The following is an 18,356-nucleotide window of genomic DNA, read 5'->3' on the forward strand; positions in this document are numbered from 1 at the left end:
TCTTTAAGAAACCGGGTTTCTCAGTAGCTCACTCCTATGAGAAACGCTATATTATAGCAGTATGCACTTAGGTTAGTACATGGGCATCATCGCATCATCGCATCATCGCATCACGCAAAAGCTGGTAGGGGCGGGTTTACTAATATCTGGTAAAACCCAGAGACATCTTGGGTGAACCCGCCCCTACTTACCCCATGCGCATGAGCCCGATGCGCATGAGCCCCATAAGCCATGTCATGAATGTCTTAACCAATATGACTGCTGCTATAACAGTCCCCACTCCGGCAAACGAGAGACGGTGACAGAAAAATCTAGCTTTGAGGAACAGGGTTCTGTCGAGCCGGCAATCGGAGCCGCCCTTTCCGGGTTGCCGGTACAGGCGAGGGGGATATGTCCCTCCGCTGCCAGCAACCCTGAGGTGGGATCTAAACCCACCCAACCGGCACCAGGCAAGTACACCTCCGCCCAAGCGTGCAAATCTGCGCTATCCTCCGGTTTTTCCTCGGACGCCAAATCGATGAGGTAGCCCGAGACAAACCGCGCCGCAAGGCCAAAATGCCGCAGGACCTGCACCAGCAGCCAGCTGCTATCCCGACAGGAGCCCATTTTTCTCGCCAGCGTTTCCTCACAGGACTGGATGCCAGACTCGAAGCGCTGCTCGTAGGCGATTTCTTCTGGCAGCCGCGCATTGATCGCGACAATAAAATCAGTGATGAATTGTTCTTTTCGGTCTACTGTTGCCAGCCATTTCCGCAACCGGGAGCCGCCTTCTGTGATTTCCAGAAACGGAATTAGCTCTTTGGCCAGATCGGCCTCATAAGTGAAGGGGTATTTTTCAGCGTAGGGTTCTAGGAAGAAATCAAACGGGTTGACAGGGTGAAGCTCGGCAATCAGGTCAACTTCCAGTTTAAACTCAGCGGTTGGATTGGGAAATGTCAGCCGCGCCAGGAAGTTTGCGTAGGGATCTTGCAGCCAGTGGAGCGTGTGTTCTGGGGTGTGCGCTTGGAAAGAATAGCGTTGAATTGGCGTGCGGCAGTGGGGTGCCGGTCGCAGCCGCACGATATGCGGCCCCAAATAAACGAATCTGTCGAACCGGTAAGCGGTTTGGTGATTTAGAGCAACCTTGACGGACATACAACTGTTTTTTTGCACTCAGCGCAGAGAGCGCTTTTTATCATCTCATCCCACCGTCTGTGAAACCAGGTTTCTCTCGTTCCCAGCCTCAGGCTGGGAACGCAATCTGGAGGCTCTGCCTCCTTTCAACGGCAAAGCCGGTTAAAAGCCTAAGAGCTTACCAACTTGAGACAGATAAGCTGTTATACTTTTAATTTGCTTATTTACCTAACAGTAACCTAGCCTCCAGATACCCATTGCCAGGCATATCCTGGGGACGGGTAAAAAATTGGTATCTAAATTAAACGGTGCCCGCAGTGAGTGCAGAAGCGAGCGCTCGGTTCGGCTGGAGTGCCGCACTGCGGACAGAAATTTTTGCCGGCACTGCCAGAAAGCGGATTCCCCACGCTCATCGACATATTGCCCATGCGCATCTCCATTGGGCTCATCCGCATTTCCATATCCCCCATCTTCATCGGTCCCACCGGCGAAATTGGTTGCATCGGTTGCATCGGTTGCATCGGTTGCATCGGTTGCATCGGTTTCATCGGTTCCATTCCCCCCTGCGCCGGCATTGCCCCTTGCTGCGCCGGCAGCTCTTCCGCCACAGCCAGGTTGGGCGGTTCGCTCACCGTGCTGGTGCCGGTGGCTGTGACCTTGACAAAATACTGTCCTTGTGCTGCAGTAATTTGCAACAGGATGCCGGCGGGCGTGCGGAACGCAGCGGGGGGTGCCGTCCAAGTGCCGGTGCTAAAGCTGGTGCGCTGGCTTTGCTGCTGTCCGGGACTGCTGCTAACCGTAGCGACCGCTGTCTGCTGCCCCTGATTTTCCACAATGACCTGATGGCCCGCGCCCGCGTTAAATATATAAGCCATGATGGTGCCCAATCAATTTGACACTCCCACCCGAAGGAAAGGGTGGGATTCTCTGGCCTTTTCGCCAGATATCCTCTTTGAGAAGTTTCCGGCAGTCTTTCAACCGGCTTCTCGGACGTAAACTTTTCCTTCAGACACTTAACTCAATCGTTGCTTCATTTTAGCTCAAGCAATCAGCGCGTGATATCAATCCCAGGTAAATTTTTGTAAACACCTGTCAGATTTTCAAGGGCGACGCGCCTGCGGAGCCGCAACGCTTACGCCTTGCGCACAAGTAGGGTGCGTTCCGAGAAATGCCTTTCTAGAACTTCCTATAACTAAAGTGCCCTCCTTGAGGGATCGCACCCTGCGGTCCCCCCTCCCGCCAGAGGGGTTTGGGGGTGGGGGGCCCAGAAATCCAGTTTCTTAAAGAAACCGGGTTATTGATGCGGGCGTCCTTTTTGCCTGCTGAATTGGAATCCAAATCAAGAACTCCGTGCCCTCACCGGGGGCGGAAAAGCACTGCAGCTGACCGCCATGCTTGTCCACAATCTGGTAGCTAATCGACATTCCCAGCCCTGTACCGGAACCGACAGGTTTAGTCGTAAAGAACGGATCGAAAAGCCGGCGGCGCACCTCCTCCGTCATGCCCGGACCGTTATCAGCAATCGCGATCCGAACAAATTGGGCACCTGGCATGAAGCATTGGGCATTGGGCGCGGGTGATGTTTCTTCTCCCCAATGCCCCATTCCCAATCCCCCATTCGCCACCTCGGTGCGAATCCGAATCGTGGGGATTGGGCACTGGGCATAGGGCGTGAGGCATTCTCGCTCTCCCCCAGCGCCAGCGCCCAATGCCCTGCGCCCTTCTTCGAGCGCGTCAATCGCATTCGTCAGGATATTCATAAACACCTGATTGAGCTGGCCAGCATAGCACTCCACAAGCGGCAGGTTGCCATATTCTTTCAACACCTGGACAGCCGGCCCGTTGGGTTTAGCTTTCAGACGATTTTGCAGGATCAGCAGGGTGCTGTCAATCCCGTCGTGAATGTCAACCGCCTTCATATCCGCTTCATCCAGGCGCGAGAAGGTGCGCAGCGAAAGGACAATCTGGCGGATGCGGTCCGCTCCCACCTTCATCGAATTCATAATTTTTCGCAAATCTTCCTTAATGAAATCGAGTTCAATTTCCCCCACAGCTTTTTGAATCGCCGGTGCGGGCTGGGGATAGGATTCCTGATAGAGTTGCAGCAGATTCAGCAAATCTTCGGCATATTCCTTGGCCGGGGTAATATTGCCGTAGATGAAATTCACCGGATTGTTAATTTCGTGAGCCACCCCAGCAACCAGCTGCCCCAGGCTGGACATCTTTTCACTTTGAACGAGTTGGGCTTGAGTCTGTTTTAGCTCCCGCAGGGCTTGTTCGAGTTCGCGGGCTTTAGTTTCGGCTATGTCAGCTGTAGTGCGGCTTTGCTCGTAGAGTTGCGCCTGGTCTATCGCGATAGCCAATTGATTGCAAACCGCCTGCAGCAATTCCACTTCATCCTCGCGCCACTTGCGCGGGTGAGTGCATTGAATGCAGGCGATGACACCGAGCGCACCCCGGCGCGTTGGAATCGGCAAATCCACGAGAGCCCTGTATCCCTTAGCCTGAAAAAATTGCCGCTCTTCTAGGTTAGAGACACTTTCAATATCGTCAAATCGGTAGGTTTCCAAGCTGGAGAGCTTTTGGGCCAGAAAAGAGGTCGGAGCGAGTGGATAGGAGCCCAAAAGTGAGAATAGCTCAGATTTCTTAGCTTCATGCACCACATTCCAAACCGGCGGCTGTGTGTCGGTGAGATACCAGATAAACTTGCAGCGGTCGAGCTGCAGCAAGTGATAGATTTCCCGCACTGCAGTTTCCAGAATCGTATCCAGGTCGAGAGACGCGCGAATCTGACTGGCGAGCCGGTTGAGCAGCGCCTCCCGAATGGCGAGATCTCGGAATCGCGCTTCACTGTACCGCAGCTCCTCCTCCGCGCGCTTGCGCTCGGTAAAATCTTTTGTAACAGTGGCTAGAGCCACCGGCTCACCTGTCTGCGAGTCTTTAACCGTAAAGACGTTATAATAGACCGGCACCGGCAGATTCGTCTTGAAGTGCCGGAAGCGAACCTCTCCCTCCCAGCGACCTGTTTCGGCAAGAGCCGGCAGAATGCGCTCTTGCAGAACCGGCAAGTCGTCCGGCATAAAATAGTCAAGTATCGGCGTTTGCTTGACCTGTTCCATCCCTGACAGCCCTACCAGCTTTTGACCGGCTTCATTGAGAAACAAAACCTCACCCTCCAGTGTAGCTAGAGCAATGAAGTCGGAGCTGCTTTCCACAAGAGCGATCAACTTTTGCTGTTCAGATTCGGCCAGCTTGCGGTCGTGAATGTCCGTGCAGACGCCCACCCACTCGCGGATGCTGCCATCTTCTGCGAGCACGGGAACGCCGCGAACATAGAAATAGCGATAGGTGCCATCTTTCGAGCGAATGCGGAACTCAATTTCATACAGGCGTTTCGTTGCCACTGCTTCTGACCAAGCATTAGCCGTGCGCTCGCGATCGTCGGGGTGAATCGCATTTAACCAGCCCCAACCTGAGAGTTCTTCCTGAGTCTGGCCCGTATAAGCGCCCCACTCCGGCATGTCAACAGCCAGTCCCTCAGCATTGTTGAGCCAGACAATCTGGGAAGTGGCAACCACCAGAGAGCGATACCGCGCCTCACTGCGCCGCAGCGCCTCTACTTGTTGCTTGCGCTCGGTGATGTCACGCCCTATGCCAATCAAACCAATAATGTTTCCCTCACTGTCGCGCCAAGGGCTTTTCGTTGACAGATACGTTCGCGTCATCTCCGGTGCGGCGACAAGTTCTTCGACAATCTCCGTTGCGCCCACCGTCATGATGCGGCGGTCTGTTTCCCCGATCTGACGCGCGATCTCTGCCGGCTGCAACTCCGTGTCATCCTTGCCAAGAATTTCTTCTACCGGCTTGCCAAAAACCCTGGCGGACGCGCCGTTGACCGTCACGTAGCGTCCCTGAAGATCCTTAACAAATACCGGATCGACTGTGCTTTCAATCACGGAACGCAAGAGGATATAGCTTTCCTTAATGTCCCGCTCAAACCGCTTGCGTTCGGTAATATCTCGCGAAACCGTTGCCAGACACATTGGCAAGCCAGTTTCTGGGTGTTTCACCGTGAATAAAGTCATGTGCGCGTCAAAGGGAAGGCCGGTTTTGAAGTTCAGCAACTGGGTTTCGCCTTCCCAAAATCCTTGCTTCATCACCGCCGGCAGAGCGATTTGCTGCAAATATTTTCGAGAGCGTTCTGGAAAAAGATCCGTAAGGTTCTTCGCCCAAATCTCTTCCGAACTGCCTAAGCCGATCGCTTTGCGTCCGGCTTCGTTAATAAATATCGGTTTCCCTGACACCGATGCCATCCCGATAAAATCGTTACTGTTGGCAATCAGAGAGACAAACTTTTGCTTTTCTTCGTCCGCCCCCTTGCGTTCCGTGATGTCAGTAGAGATGCTGCAGATCGCATAGGGAATACCGGCACAGTCGTAGAGAGGGAACTTCACCGCAAGATAGGTGTGCGCGCCGTCATAGTGCGGCACAACTTCTTCCATCTCCAAAGGCTGTCCGCTTTGACGCACTTTGAGGTCGTTGGCCCGAAATGTCTCCGCCGCCTCACAAGAAAAAAGCTCGCCGTCAGTCTTCCCTTTGACCAATTCTGGATTTAACCCGAGCTGGTTTGCGTACTTGCGGTTCATCAAAATATATCGCCCAAAATTGTCCTTAATATAGATAGCTGTTGGCGAGAAATCCAGAATCGCTTCCAGCAGCTGCTGGCTCTCTCGCAGCGCCGCCTCAGCCCGCACTCGGGCCCTGATGTCAACGAATAAGCTGATAGTGCCGGTGACAGCGCCACTGCCATCCAGCAGCGGGGCTGTCCAGAGGCTGACATCGACCGGCGAGCCGTCTTTCCGCTGCCGGCGCAATTCCAAGCCCATCAGTTCCTTACCCTGCATCTCAGCCTGAAGAATGGCGCGGAACTGCGGCTCTGCGCCTGCAGGGATAATGGGAAGAGGCTTGCCCAAAACCTCTTTTTCGCTCCAGCCAAAAAGCCGCTCAGCCGCAGGGTTCCACAGCGTCACCCCCCCATCGTTACTGAGAGTCGCAATCGCCAGAGGCGAAGCTTGGATCAGGGTTTGCAAAGTTTGATTGGCAGTTCGCAGCGCCTCTTCCACACAGACGCGCTCAGCAATCTCCTCGTGCAATTGCTCGTTCGCTTGCCGCAACTGGGCTGTGCGCTCCCCCACGCGAATTTCTAACTCTTCCAAAGTCTTTTTCAGCGCTGACTCAGCACGCACCCGCTCGGTTATATCTGTGTGCGAGCCAGCCATCCGGTAAGGCTTGCCGGTGCCATCAAAAAGCACCGCCGCTCGCGAAAAAATCCACCGGTAGGAGCCATCCTTGTGCGACAAGCGGTACTCTAATTCGTAATGGGGATTCTGACTGTTCAAACACGCCTCAATCGTGGCTTGCACTAAGTGGCGGTCATCGGGATGTATCCGTTTTTGCCACTCGTCAAAAGTATTTTGCAGCTCCCAGTCCTCAAAGCCGAGCATATTCTTCCAGCGCGGCGAAAAATAGACGCCGTTGGTTTGAATATCCCAGTCCCACAACCCGTCTCTGGAGCCTCGCACTGCCAGCTCGAACCGCTCCTGGCTCTTGCGCAGATCCTCCTCAGAGCGCAGGCGGTGGGTCATGTCTTCTATTGTACCGAGTACGCCCACTACGTTTCCTTCTGAATCGTGCAGCGGGATTTTGTTCGTTTCAAACCAAGCCTGATTTCCATCCGCCAGAAGTGCCTGTTCAATGATATGATATTCTGGTTTATCTGTTCCCATTATTCTGACATCGCAGGAGCGAAAGAATTCTGTTTGCTCTTTCGTCCACGGCAAGTCGTAATCTGTTTTGCCTGCAATCTCCTCTGGATTTTTCAAACCCGCCACTCGCGCGAAGCGGACATTGCAGCCCAGGAAAACAGAATCTCTGTCCTTCCAAAAGATATACTGGGGAATATTGTCCATCACCAGCTGCAGCATCTGTTGCGATTTCCGCAGATTTTCCTCCAGCTGTGCCGGACTGGCCAGCGCTAGCAGTCGGGGAATCAGCGGCACCAGCACCGCCGCTGTCAGCAGCGAGACAAAAGCAGTAAACGCTTTCAGCCAACCGGCAATCCAGTACAGGGGGTGCCACAGCGTCCAAATCTCCATCAGGTGGGTTGTGCCGCAGGAAACGATGAAGACTCCAAATAACAGGAATATCCAGGGGTACGGCAAGTCCCGCCGCTTGTGGGCGAAATAGAATAGGGCGATGGGAATCGAGTAATATGCCAGGGCAATCAGAGAATCTGATGCGATATGCAGGAAAACCAAGTCTGGCTTCCACAGGTAACAGTGCCCGTGCGGGATGAACGGGCTTGACCCAAAAAAGATTTGCCAAAATTCTACCATCTCATGCCTCTCCTTTTCCGCTTTCTCATCCAGCCTTGCGCATTACCGCCCTCTCCCCAGCTCCAGCCCTGTCTTCGGGGAGCGGGTTGGGGGTGGGTGTGCCTCGGATGCCTGCAAAAAGTTTTATCATTTTTTCACTCCGCACCCCCTATTCCCCAGCGCTTTTTTGCTATAGCGCGGAACCCTTACAGCTGCCCGACCTTTGCGCCGATTTTATTTATTTTAGTATTTGTTATCGCGATCTTGTCGAAAGCAGTCAGGTATACTAATTTTTCAAAGGCCAGTCCAGCCCCCAGCTGACTGTTAAAGCTATGGCGCATTAAATTTGCACTACCCATCTCTTTTCTCTCGTTCCCAGGCAGAGCCTGGAAAGCCAATCTGGAGGCTCTGTGTCTTTTCAACGGAAAAGCAGGTTAAAAGCCTAACAGCTTAAGTAGTTTTTCTTAGTTTTAGGGCGATCCCTCGCTTTTAGATTTTCGCTTGTGGCGTTCCGCTCAACACAAAGCCCCAGCGGGCTTTCCGCTTAGGGCGTTTTTTGGGGCGAAGAATCTTTTTCAGTTTTGAAGCGCTTGCAGCAGAGAGGGGCCGTTCGGGAAGGGCCGCCCAGCAATTGTTCCAGGTTTTTGCGGCAGGAGCCTTTTCCGGAGAGTGCCGGCAGGAAATGCCGGCAGGAGAGCCGGTAGGGCCCACCCCCCCGCAATTCCCCTTACCGCCGGGCAGTCGCAGGCAGCCCCCTGCCAGATAAAGATATTAAGCTTTTAATTTGCTTATTTTTGTTTATTTTAAATCTGCCATTGTTAAGCTTTAAAAACTGTTTGCAGGCAATATCTCCTGTCACAAAAAAGCAAATTAAAAGCATAACATCGGTTCGGGAGGCAAGTGTGCGGCGGCGGCTAGTCGAGCACCTCATTAACCGGGAACCGGTCAATCAGCTGCATGGCGCGATAGGCGTTGCGCTTCAGCGACTCCGAAATATTCGGCACATGGGGGATCTGAGAGAGAAAATCCAGAGTGCGGCGGAGGATGCGCACGACATCGCCTTCATCCAAACTGGTGTTCTCGCACAGATCCACCCATTCCACACCCAGAGCCCACTGCTCCACCAGAGAAATTAAATCCACCTCCAGCCACACCGGCAGCGCCACGCGATGGCGTCGCTGCAGCTGGAACAGGGCTCGGCGCACGCCCCGCAAACTCTCCAGCGCCCCCTCCACTTCTGGGGAGAGGTCATATCCGGCCCAGCTGTCCGGTCGGGACACCTCTGTCACCAGAGCTGCGCAGGCAGCGGCTAGGTGGTGGGGGTCAAGCTCGTTAAATTCCCCAGACCTCAGCGCCAGCCCCAGCCACAGTTCATTATCGCCGCGAATCGCTGCAGCTGCCTCCCCGAGCGGAGTCGGCGTCAAATCCTCCAAACCGCCAAAATGCTGCAAAATCTTAATCAAGTCGATAAATTCCTCCCAGTGGCGCTGGGACTGCTGCTGCAGCCGGGCTTCGCACTTCTCGATTTCGTCTTGGAGCGCCGCCGCCCGCCGGTGCCGCTTGAGCAGGGCTGCCGGTTCCCCCAGCTGGTGCAGGGGGTGAGACTCCACCTGCTGCCGCACTGCTTCGGTACGCTGCATCTGGGCGATCACTTCCGGAGCTTCGTCCGGGGTGGACGGGGTGGGAATCAGGCAGGCTATCCCCGCCGTCGCGTCTGTTCCCTGGCGGCTGGCTCCTGGCTTCAGGGGCATGTCCGCCGGCAGTTCCTGCAGTCTCTGCACTCCTTGGACGCGGGGCAGCTCCGGATGCAGGCCCACCACATCAATGCCGGTGCACACGTACCAGCGGTTATCCTGTCCCAGGCAGACCAAATGCGGCGACTGGCCCGGTCCCGGCACCCGAGTCACCAGCACCGCTGTCAGCGGCTCGCTGTAGCGGATGTGCTTGCCCTTGAGCCGGAGAACCGTCCCCGGCATCGTGTACGGCAAGGCCACCGATATCTCGCTCGCCGACACCAGCGTCGCTTGCTCCTGCAACGTTTTCAGCAGCTGCCTTTCGGTTTTCAGGCGTTCGTGCAATTTCTCATAGCGGACGAGCAGATTCTCGTCGCAGACCGCCAGCTGCTCTCGCACTTGCGCCAGATCCAGCTTCAGCGCCGCGATCTTCTCCTGCTGCGGGCGCAGGGACAGGGACGCCAGATACTGGCCAAAGCTGCGCTCCACCAGATTCTTGGCTTCCTCGACCGTGTGTTTTTGCAGCAAATTCAGCACCATGCCGTAGCTGGGCGCGAACTGGCTCACCAGTGGGTCAGCACCGGCAGTCGCCAGATACGCCGCCTCCTTCGCGCCTTCAAAGGGAGTCTGCACCGTCACCACATGGCCGAGTTCGTCCATGCCCCGCCGGCCCGCTCGCCCGGCCATTTGCAGGAACTCGGACGCTTTCAGGAGCCGGTGCCCGTCATCCGTGCGCTTGGACAGGCTGGAAATCACCGTGGTGCGGGCGGGCATGTTAATCCCCGCCGCCAGGGTTTCCGTGGCGAACACCACTTTAATTAGCCCTTGTTGAAACAGCTCTTCCACCAGTCCCTTCCAAGCGGGTAAAATGCCGGCGTGGTGAGCGGCAATTCCCCGGTAGAGCGGCTCCACCTGGCCGGCGCGACCGGCTTCTGGGTTGCGATCCAAAAACTCCTCAATCCGCACCTTCAGCTCTCGCGCTTCTCGCTCGCTGACCAGGGTGAGATTTTCGCAATCCGCCACGGCTCGATCGCAGCCCCGGCGGCTGAAGATAAAATAGATGGCCGGCAGCATGTCCCGCTGCCACAGCTGGGAGAGCACATAGGACATGCTCGGGGCTTCCGGACGCCCGCCTTTTGGTTTCCCCCCCTTGGGTTTGAGCAGGGCGTTAATTTTTTTGCCGCTGCTGTCGAGCAGGGGGAACAGCCCCTTGGGGCTGCAGAAGTGAAAGTCCAGGGGCACCGGGCGGAAGTCGGAGTAAATTAGATCCGTAGGGCCGTGCACCTGAGAGATCCAGTCCGTCAGCTGGGCGCTGTTGGCCACTGTCGCCGAGAGGGCCACCAGCTGGATGTCTGGCGGGCAGTAGATGATCGACTCCTCCCAAACCGTACCCCGCTGCCGGTCGTTCATGTAGTGGCACTCGTCGAGCACCACCGCTTCCACACCGGCGAGAGAGGTGCCCACCTCTCCGATGCGGGTGCCGTAGAGCATGTTGCGGAAGATTTCCGTCGTCATCACCAGGATGGGGGCGTCCCGATTCACTGACACGTCGCCGGTCACCAGCCCCACTTGGTCCGCCCCAAACTGTTCGCGGAAGTCGCGCAATTTTTGGTTGGAAAGCGCTTTCAGGGGCGTGGTGTAGAACACGCGCCGTTTCCTAGCCAAAGCGCGGTGAATGGCGTACTCCCCGATTAAGGTTTTCCCGGAGCCGGTGGGGGCGCAGACGACCACCGAGCGACCGGCATTCAGGGCGGCGAGCGCATCGAGCTGGAACTTATCCAGCTCAAATGGAAACAGTGTCTTCAGGTTTAGCTCTTGCTCTTGGAGGTTCTGGGGCACGGCTGGCACACAATGGATGATGGCGTTGCTGGCAAGGCTTCGCTGAACTCTTGCTGCAACAGACACTTAAATCTATTTCTGATTGTAAACCTTAGGCAACAATCCCCTGTTGCCAGGGCGCAGTTTATCTGTGAGTCTTGGCGCGCCTCGGGCGCTCCCCCTCACATTCCCCTCACCGAAGCCACCCTAGACGGCTAGAGCGGATTTTCTTTCTGGCGGGAGCTGCTGCGCCGCCCTCTGCTGCCCGACCCTCTCCCCCCCACACGCTCGCGCATTATACCGCACTCTCCCGAAACCTGTCAAGTCCGCCGCCCAATCGGCTGCCGGTTTAACATCAGGCACCCACGGGGGAATTTATGTCAATTTTAGATTTTGGATTTTGGATTTTGGATTTAAAATCCAGACATCAAGAGGGTTTCGTCGGGCAAAAAAATACTGTCTATCTCAACTTCCCCTCGTTCGGGAGGCTCTGCATTGGTTCAAGAAGCTGCCTTATTACCCTAACAGCTTATCTATCTATCTATCTATCTCTCGCTGACAGCCATCTAAATTTAGAGAAAATTTTGTCAATTAAAATGCTTTAATAGCGCCCTTTTTAATCCCTATTTTCGCCGCACAAACAATCAAAACTTGCGATCAAAACCAGATTTATAAAAGCGCAAATAAGAAACCAGGTTTCTTCAAGAAACCTGGTTCCTGTTCATTGAGATATCCATTCTCTTTTCTAAATCCGCATCACCGCCGGCCCGGCACCGGCATAGGCCCCGCCACCGCCTATGCCATCAATCCGGAAAAAAGCATATATATACAACCTGTCGGAAGGGGCTTCCAGCACAAATCATTGAATCAGAGAATAGCCTTGCGCCCCCCTGGGAAGCGCGATCGCAGCAGGGGGGAGAGATGTTCATCCCGGGCTGGCACACCGCAGCGAGCCCCATGTCTTCAGCCCTATAAATTGCAACTCTTAAAATTAAATCAGGCGCAAAATGTCAGCCAATAAATTTCCGGGAACCTTAGAGAGTGCCGAATTTTGACCCTCAAGGTTGAAGTGAGTGTAAAAAGCCCGGATCGTTTGCGCCACACAATTGAGAGCATTTTGATAGGAATCGGGGTGCTGCTGCCAGCCGTTGCAGGCGAGCAGTTGGTGGTGCAGGGCAGTTTCTAAATGAGTGAACCGGCAGGCTTTCTCCAGCGGCAGCAGGGCTTCTGTGGCCAGGTGATAGTGAGCCAGCCCTAAATTATTGTGGGTGGCAAATATATCAAAGCTCAGAGGTTTGCGAGAGGGACTGTCTTTCAGGAGAGCCGCTTCGTAAGCTTTAACGCACTGCTGCAACAACTGCAAGCGCTGCTCAGGTTTGGCCTTGCACTGGGCGGCCAAATGCCAGTAGGCGGTGCCCAAATTGTTCTGAGTCGCGGCACAAGCGGCGGGAAGCGCTGCTTTTTTGCGGTAAGTCAGGGCAATCTCATAGGCGCTGATCGCCTGGAGCAGGTTCTCCTGAGGCTGCTCGTACTGGGCCAGGTTCCAGCAGGCGGTGCCCAAATTATTGTGCAGCATGCCACAGTCGAGAGCGGGACTGCAGTTGCAGTAGCGGATTGCCTCATTATAAGCGGAGATCGCCTGCCGCAGGTGGGGGACCGGCTGGCAGTGCTGCGCCAAGTTCCAGCAGGCGGTGCCCAAGTTATTGAGAGTGGCGGCATAGCGCACCGGCTCTGCGTGGGAGTTTTCCAGGTCCGCTCCGCTGTACCGCAGCGCTTCCTGATAGGCTAAAACCGATTGCTGCCAGTTCTCAGCCGGCTGGCGGTAGCGGGCCAACTCGCCGCAGACGGCTCCCAAATTATTCTGCACGGTCGCGTAGGACAGCGGCTGCCTTTGGGGGCTGACATTCATCAGCGCCGCGTGATAGGCGTGAATTGCCAGCTCCAGCTGCAACAGCTTCTGCTGCGGGTCCGCGAGGCGGCGGGACAGCATCCAGTAGAGATTGCCCAAGTCATTCAAAATATCCGGCACCCTCACAGAAGCCGCGCCCACAAATTCCAGCACCTGCTGGTAGGCGCGGATGGCAATCGTCAGGTTTTCGGGGGAGGCATCTCCGAGCTCAATGCGAGAGCGGTAGAGTTCTGCCAGCGTCAGGTAGGCACCGGCAAGCGACCCCGGCAATGCCTGCTGCCGGTACAGTTCCTCAAGATTTTCCAGGGTTTGCAGGGAGTGGGAAGTGTTCAGCTGCGCGCCCCAACCCTCTTCTCGCCCAGCACTGGCGATCACCAGATCTACCAGTTCCGCCACCGCGCCAGATTGCTGTTTGAGCAGTGGGAAGGGTGTTCTGGGGACGCCAAGAGCTCCCCCCCGGGAAGGGACAGCCCGCACCGTCGGGGATAGAGCGGATGTGAGGCCGGATGTGTTACTGTCGTTTAGGTTTGGCTCGAAGACAATTTGTGTCTGGGAGTGCGCTGCTGTGTCCCCATTGTGCCCCGTTTGTTTCTCTGAATTGCGATCGGGGGTGGAAATATTTTCCACGGCGCGAGCGGCGGAGCGCAGCACTGCTGCCCCCCGGCGGGTTAAATCGGTGATGTGCTCAATTCCTGCCGCTATCTCCACCAGGTCTGGCGCAGCCACCAGCTGGCTAACCGAACTCTGCGGCACAGGTGCGGGGGGGAGCGCTTTTTGTTTGCCGGTGGTGCCCAGTTGTGCGGAATCCCGAGCCGCCTCTGTGCGATCGCGGGCTAAAATGTCCCAGACAACCTCCTGAGGCGCGGTGATTTCTGAGTGCAAGGGCGAACAGCCGTTCGCCGGTGCGGGATTGGGCGCAGCGCCGGCCCCAACTTGGGCACTGTTTTGGCGATTGTGGCCGGCAGCCCTCGGTGCGGCTAGGGCGCAGGAAGCAGGTTTTGGCTCTCCCTCAAACTCAAACACGCCGGTGCGCCGGTTCCAAAACTCAGCCGCAGACTGCTGGATCGTCTGCAGCCAAGGTCGGGGCACCCAGAGCAACAGGTTGGACTCCAGCGCCGACAGGCTGCGATCGATATCGCGCAGGTAGCTGAGGAAAGACCACTGCAGGGCCGATCGCTGCCGCGTCAGGTGTTCCACGCCCAAAATCTGAAATCCGGTGGGCGGGCGATCGCCGTTTCTCGGTTTGGATCGCTCAGCCAGCCACTCGGCAATTTGAGCGATCGGATTGGGATGGCGGAAGTTCAGCTGCAGGGTGACTAATAGCGGGAAACTGGCTCTTGGGGCGGAGGGTGCCGGTGGCGCACAGCCCAACTCTGCCTCTAAATCGGCAGCTAGGCGGTTGCGCAAGGGCATGTCATCGCAGACTGCCACAAAAATTTGCCGGCGCAAATTTAAGCTCAGCGCCAGTTTAAGGCGCTCATAGATTTGCCGGTTCGAGTCTGTTACTTTTGGGGGCGTTACTGTTGGGACGGCAATCGAGGTGACACTCATACTGTGCTGGTAATGTCGGTCGGCTGGTTGCGCTGCTAGAGTGCCTTTGTTTTGAAGGAACTCTTGTTTGCTGCCTCTAGCTTTACGGCGGATGCTTCCGGGCTTCAGGATGCAAGCGTCCAGTTTTATGGACAGTTGGCTGCCGGTTGGGCGGAAAGCCCGCAGTGCCGCTTTTTCTCCTGACACTATCCTTCCTCTGGCGCAGTCTTTAGACGGTAAAATACAGTACCTTTTCTGATTTATGTTCCTTAAGGGGGATTGGCAGTTCTGTAACAGGGTTGATAGGGCATCGTTCCAGGCCCTGTCAGGGGCCGGTTTACCGATATCTCTGCCTGATGAACCCGCCCCTGCTGTGCCCTCAGGCGGAGGCGGCGCACCCGCATGACCCACTTTTGCACCACTCTTCCGATCGGGGGGGGACATGGGGAGAGAAAAAACCGCATCTGGACTTTCTGCCATTGGGTATATTGACTTTACCGGCACGCTCCCTCTCAGGGTGAGCAATATCACTTTAATTTTTCACGCTCTGGCGATTAAAGCGATAGAGGAGTGGCTCTTTGCTCATATTTTTACCGGAAACGCGAGTAAATACACCGCTATTTTCTAGGCGCAATAAATCTATTTTTAACCGCTGAATTTTTGCGGATTTTTGCGCATCTACATCCAGGGGGCCAAGGGCGATATAACTGACATTTTTTTGCCTGAGTTCCTTAAGCCAGTCCACAATATTATCTGACTCAAAGGGGACATGTAAAACTTGCTGCTTCAGGCTTTTGCCATAGAAAATGTAGTTGCGCGAGCTTAACAAATATCCAATGTTTTCGGTTGTTTTTATATGGCTGTCTATGTATTCATAGATTCCTCCATAAATTTCTGTGCGGGCTAGATCGCGTTTTTCTCTGGCCATCAAGGTAGTGCTGGCGGTTAAGGCGATTGCTATAAAAAAGGCTAAGGGGCTGCGCGACCGTTTGAAAAATCTGGAAAACTTTGCAATAGCTGTATTGGCTTCAGGATTTCTGTCTCCTCTCCCTAGAAGCAAGAACAGAAGTATGATATATATCAATATGCCGGCGGCTAAACTGGACATCTCAGCGGTAAGGTGGTGGGAAATAAAAGCAACAGCTTGGTCCGGAGACTCTTTAAAGCTCTCCAAAATTTTAGTCGGCCTAACTTCACTGTTCCCCACAAAGAATTCATGTCTCACCAGGTCAAAGAGACTGCTGCTAACTGTGCCAGTAACAGTGCTAAGACAAACTAAGGCGGCGATAAATTTGTCTGGAGTTCGCATCAAGGTGGCGCTAGCTGCTGCTGCGACTCCTAGTACCCCCAAAACGGGAAAGCCATATCTCAAGTTGTAACCGAGCAAAACGCTAAGCTGTCCCGCCACATCCCCACTTGTGCCAGAACTGTAAGGGGTGTTCCAGTAGAGAAATCCTGTAGCTATTAACAGGGCAAATAAACCGGCAGTGTTTGGATGGGGTACTCTCCTTTGACCGAGGAAAGCCACCGGCAAAACAAGCACCTGCATGACCATCGCCACAAAGGGGATCTGCAATCTAGAAATTGCTAGCATGCCGAACGTTTTCCAGTGGTCGATGTTGGCTGGATTAAACTGATTTGTTAGGGTACTTTGCTGGAGTTTATAAAGATTGATTCTGGCGGGGACAGGTACGGCGGAGAGAGCTGTGCTGGCCACTTTTACAGCGCTCTCGCCGGCTGTATAAGATTTTATCTCCAGAAAGTTCCTCAAGTACCAAAAGCCTCCTAACACTAATAAGCAAATTACACCTGTAGCGACGGCTGGATTTAACACTTGTCTCCAGGAACTCCAGTTAGGAGTAGCGCTCCGCTGGGTGTTGCGCCAGCTCCTTGAAATTTCAAGGATAGCGAACAGGCCGGCGATAAAAGCTGCATAAATAAATCCTATTGTTTTGAGGCCAATCAGCATTCCCAGCGATGCTAGTAAGAGTGCGAGTTCGGTCACCGACCGGCTTCTGTGATAGGACAGTGCCAAATACAGGCACGCCATATAAAACGAAGCTAAGGGCAAATCTATATGGATGGTGTTGACCTGATCGATGATATAAGGCACCGTTAAAACAAGAGAGGACGCCGCCATACTGTGAAATCTTGTCGCCCCAAATTGACGGCTCAGCAGGTAAACGGAAAGCCCCAGAAGCAGCCAAGCGATTAACGCCGGCAAACAGACCAGGAAGTCCTCTCCGAAAGGCATTAAAAATAGGGCGCACAGCACTTCCCAATCATAAGGATATACTTTGGCATCCCAATGAGCGAAAAGCCACTCTCCAGCAGGGTCTAACAGGGTAAAGTAATGGGTTTGATACCACCGGGCCATAGGAGGGAGGTGGAACCACAAAGAGTCGTAATATGTCACCGGCACTGTCGCCAGTTTCCCCAGAAGCATTAAACCGACAAAGGAAAGGGAAGCGACGGCAAGTAGCTCTTGTTTATTTAACCGCCTGCTGGCGGGCATCAGGTTTCGCCAAGACAGGGGTGCCCGCCGGCTCATTCGCAGCAAGCTGACGGTGCCGGCGGCAAAAAGAATGATTTCTGATAGGATTAATGGGGCGAGATGAAACTGTCTAACACTCCCTAAAAAAAGTCCGGCCATCACCTGTATAATGCTCCAGGCTGTTCCTATCAAAAGCCAGCTGTGAGCGCAGGAATATCCGCTGACTTGGCGGGCATTTTTCAGGACAATGGACAGGCACAAGGGAAGTGGCCCTCCTAAAAGAATCAGGAATAGACCCAGCTCCCACAGATTTTTTAATAGGTCAGCTATCGCGTTCAAAGTCACAACTCCTTATTGACTGGGGCAGAACTAGACATCACCTTTGTATATTATAGCCTTTCTCACGGAAACCCGGCTTCTTAAAAAAACCGGGTTTCTGGGGCGGATATTACCACAAATTTAGCGTTGGCGCTGCTGGATCCTTCGCTCCCAAAAAAAACCGGCTGTATTGGCGACTTGAGACAGGAAGAGCGAGCCGGTGAGCAAGGGCGCGGGTTGCTGGGAGGGGCGCACAAACGGGTAAGTTAGCAAGTTTAGATAAAATGAGAGAGGCTCCACTTTAATGGGAGTTCGGTTTCGCCCGGCGCGAACTTGGTGAAAGCAGAAAGCGCCGCGACCATAGTTAAAGTGCTGCCGCCAGAACGCAGTCAGGGTGAGGTGATGCGCGTGGGAAACCAGAACTTCGGGAGCGTAAATCATAGGATAGCCCTTGTGCAGCCAGCGATCGCAGAATTCCCTATCTTCTGCTGCTGCCAGAGGAAAGCTCGTATCAAAGCCGCCAAGAGCGCGGAAACGCTCGGCTGGCAGGGCGAAATTATTAGAAGCGAAAAAACTGGCTCCCTCGGCACTAGCATTATAATACCCGTAAAGGTAATCGATTAGTACCTGACTTGCGGTAGAATAGAGATTGTCGGAAAGGGCGTTGGCAGTTCGACCGCCAATTATGCAATCGGGAAACTCGGCAAAACGCGCCGCCAGGGTTGTGAGCCAATCCGGAGCCGGCGTGCAGTCGTCGTCGGTGAAGGCGAGAAACTCGCCCAAGGCGCAGAACGCGCCGGTGTTCCGCGCCGTTGCTGGACCGGCATTGGGTTGCTTGAGCAGCGTTATTTGCAGTTGGCTTCGCACCGGCTCCACCGCAGTTCCCACCGGCATCTCGCTACCGTCATCGACTATAATAACCTCAAACCGGTCGCGGGGATAGTCCAGCCGCGCCAGAGATTGAAGGCAGGTCGCCAGACGTTCCGGACGGTTGTAGGTGGGGATAACAATCGAGAAAAAAGGCTGTTCTCGTTCCATAAAAATTCCGGCGTTTTTTTGTCCTGGAT

7 protein-coding genes are annotated in these 18,356 nt (G+C 54.7%); all 7 read right to left on the bottom strand.

From position 1 onward, the window contains the following. Positions 1-264: 264 nt before the first annotated feature. Complete coding sequence (locus tag OSC10802_RS0105370; protein ID WP_017715755.1) at positions 265-1,134, bottom strand: transglutaminase family protein; 870 nt, start codon at positions 1,132-1,134, stop codon at positions 265-267. A gap of 275 nt (positions 1,135-1,409) precedes the next feature. Beyond that, the gene (locus OSC10802_RS0105375) at positions 1,410-1,988 is read right to left on the bottom strand and encodes a zinc ribbon domain-containing protein (RefSeq protein WP_017715756.1); all 579 of its coding nucleotides are present in this window, start codon (positions 1,986-1,988) and stop codon (positions 1,410-1,412) included. Between the two features lie 405 nt (positions 1,989-2,393). Continuing rightward, on the bottom strand, positions 2,394-7,508 hold the full coding sequence (locus OSC10802_RS43980) for a PAS domain S-box protein (protein ID WP_017715758.1): 5,115 nt from the start codon (positions 7,506-7,508) through the stop codon (positions 2,394-2,396). An 893-nt stretch (positions 7,509-8,401) separates the two neighbouring features. Continuing rightward, the gene (locus OSC10802_RS0105405) at positions 8,402-11,068 is read right to left on the bottom strand and encodes a DEAD/DEAH box helicase (RefSeq protein WP_026098189.1); all 2,667 of its coding nucleotides are present in this window, start codon (positions 11,066-11,068) and stop codon (positions 8,402-8,404) included. 961 nt (positions 11,069-12,029) lie between these two features. Further along, positions 12,030-14,684 (bottom strand): tetratricopeptide repeat protein, encoded by a 2,655-nt coding sequence (locus OSC10802_RS43985; RefSeq protein WP_017715763.1) that lies wholly within the window; start codon positions 14,682-14,684, stop codon positions 12,030-12,032. Positions 14,685-15,009: 325 nt separating this feature from the next. Then, the gene (locus tag OSC10802_RS38820) at positions 15,010-17,310 is read right to left on the bottom strand and encodes a glycosyltransferase family protein (protein WP_155967400.1); all 2,301 of its coding nucleotides are present in this window, start codon (positions 17,308-17,310) and stop codon (positions 15,010-15,012) included. Positions 17,311-17,430: 120 nt separating this feature from the next. Continuing rightward, entirely contained in the window at positions 17,431-18,327 is an 897-nt protein-coding gene (locus OSC10802_RS0105425) for a glycosyltransferase family 2 protein (RefSeq protein ID WP_017715765.1), read from the bottom strand. Positions 18,328-18,356 lie beyond the last annotated feature (29 nt).

Source organism: Kamptonema formosum PCC 10802 (assembly GCF_000332335.1).
Taxonomy (GTDB): Bacteria; Cyanobacteriota; Cyanobacteriia; order Cyanobacteriales; family Oscillatoriaceae; genus Oscillatoria.

What these genes read in the sequence shown, in the direction of transcription:
- OSC10802_RS0105370 (WP_017715755.1), bottom strand. Translation starts at nt 1,134, where the DNA reads ATGTCCGTCAAGGTTGCTCTAAATCACCAAACCGCTTACCGGTTCGAC.
- OSC10802_RS0105375 (WP_017715756.1), bottom strand. Translation starts at nt 1,988, where the DNA reads ATGGCTTATATATTTAACGCGGGCGCGGGCCATCAGGTCATTGTGGAA.
- OSC10802_RS43980 (WP_017715758.1), bottom strand. Translation starts at nt 7,508, where the DNA reads ATGGTAGAATTTTGGCAAATCTTTTTTGGGTCAAGCCCGTTCATCCCG.
- OSC10802_RS0105425 (WP_017715765.1), bottom strand. Translation starts at nt 18,327, where the DNA reads ATGGAACGAGAACAGCCTTTTTTCTCGATTGTTATCCCCACCTACAAC.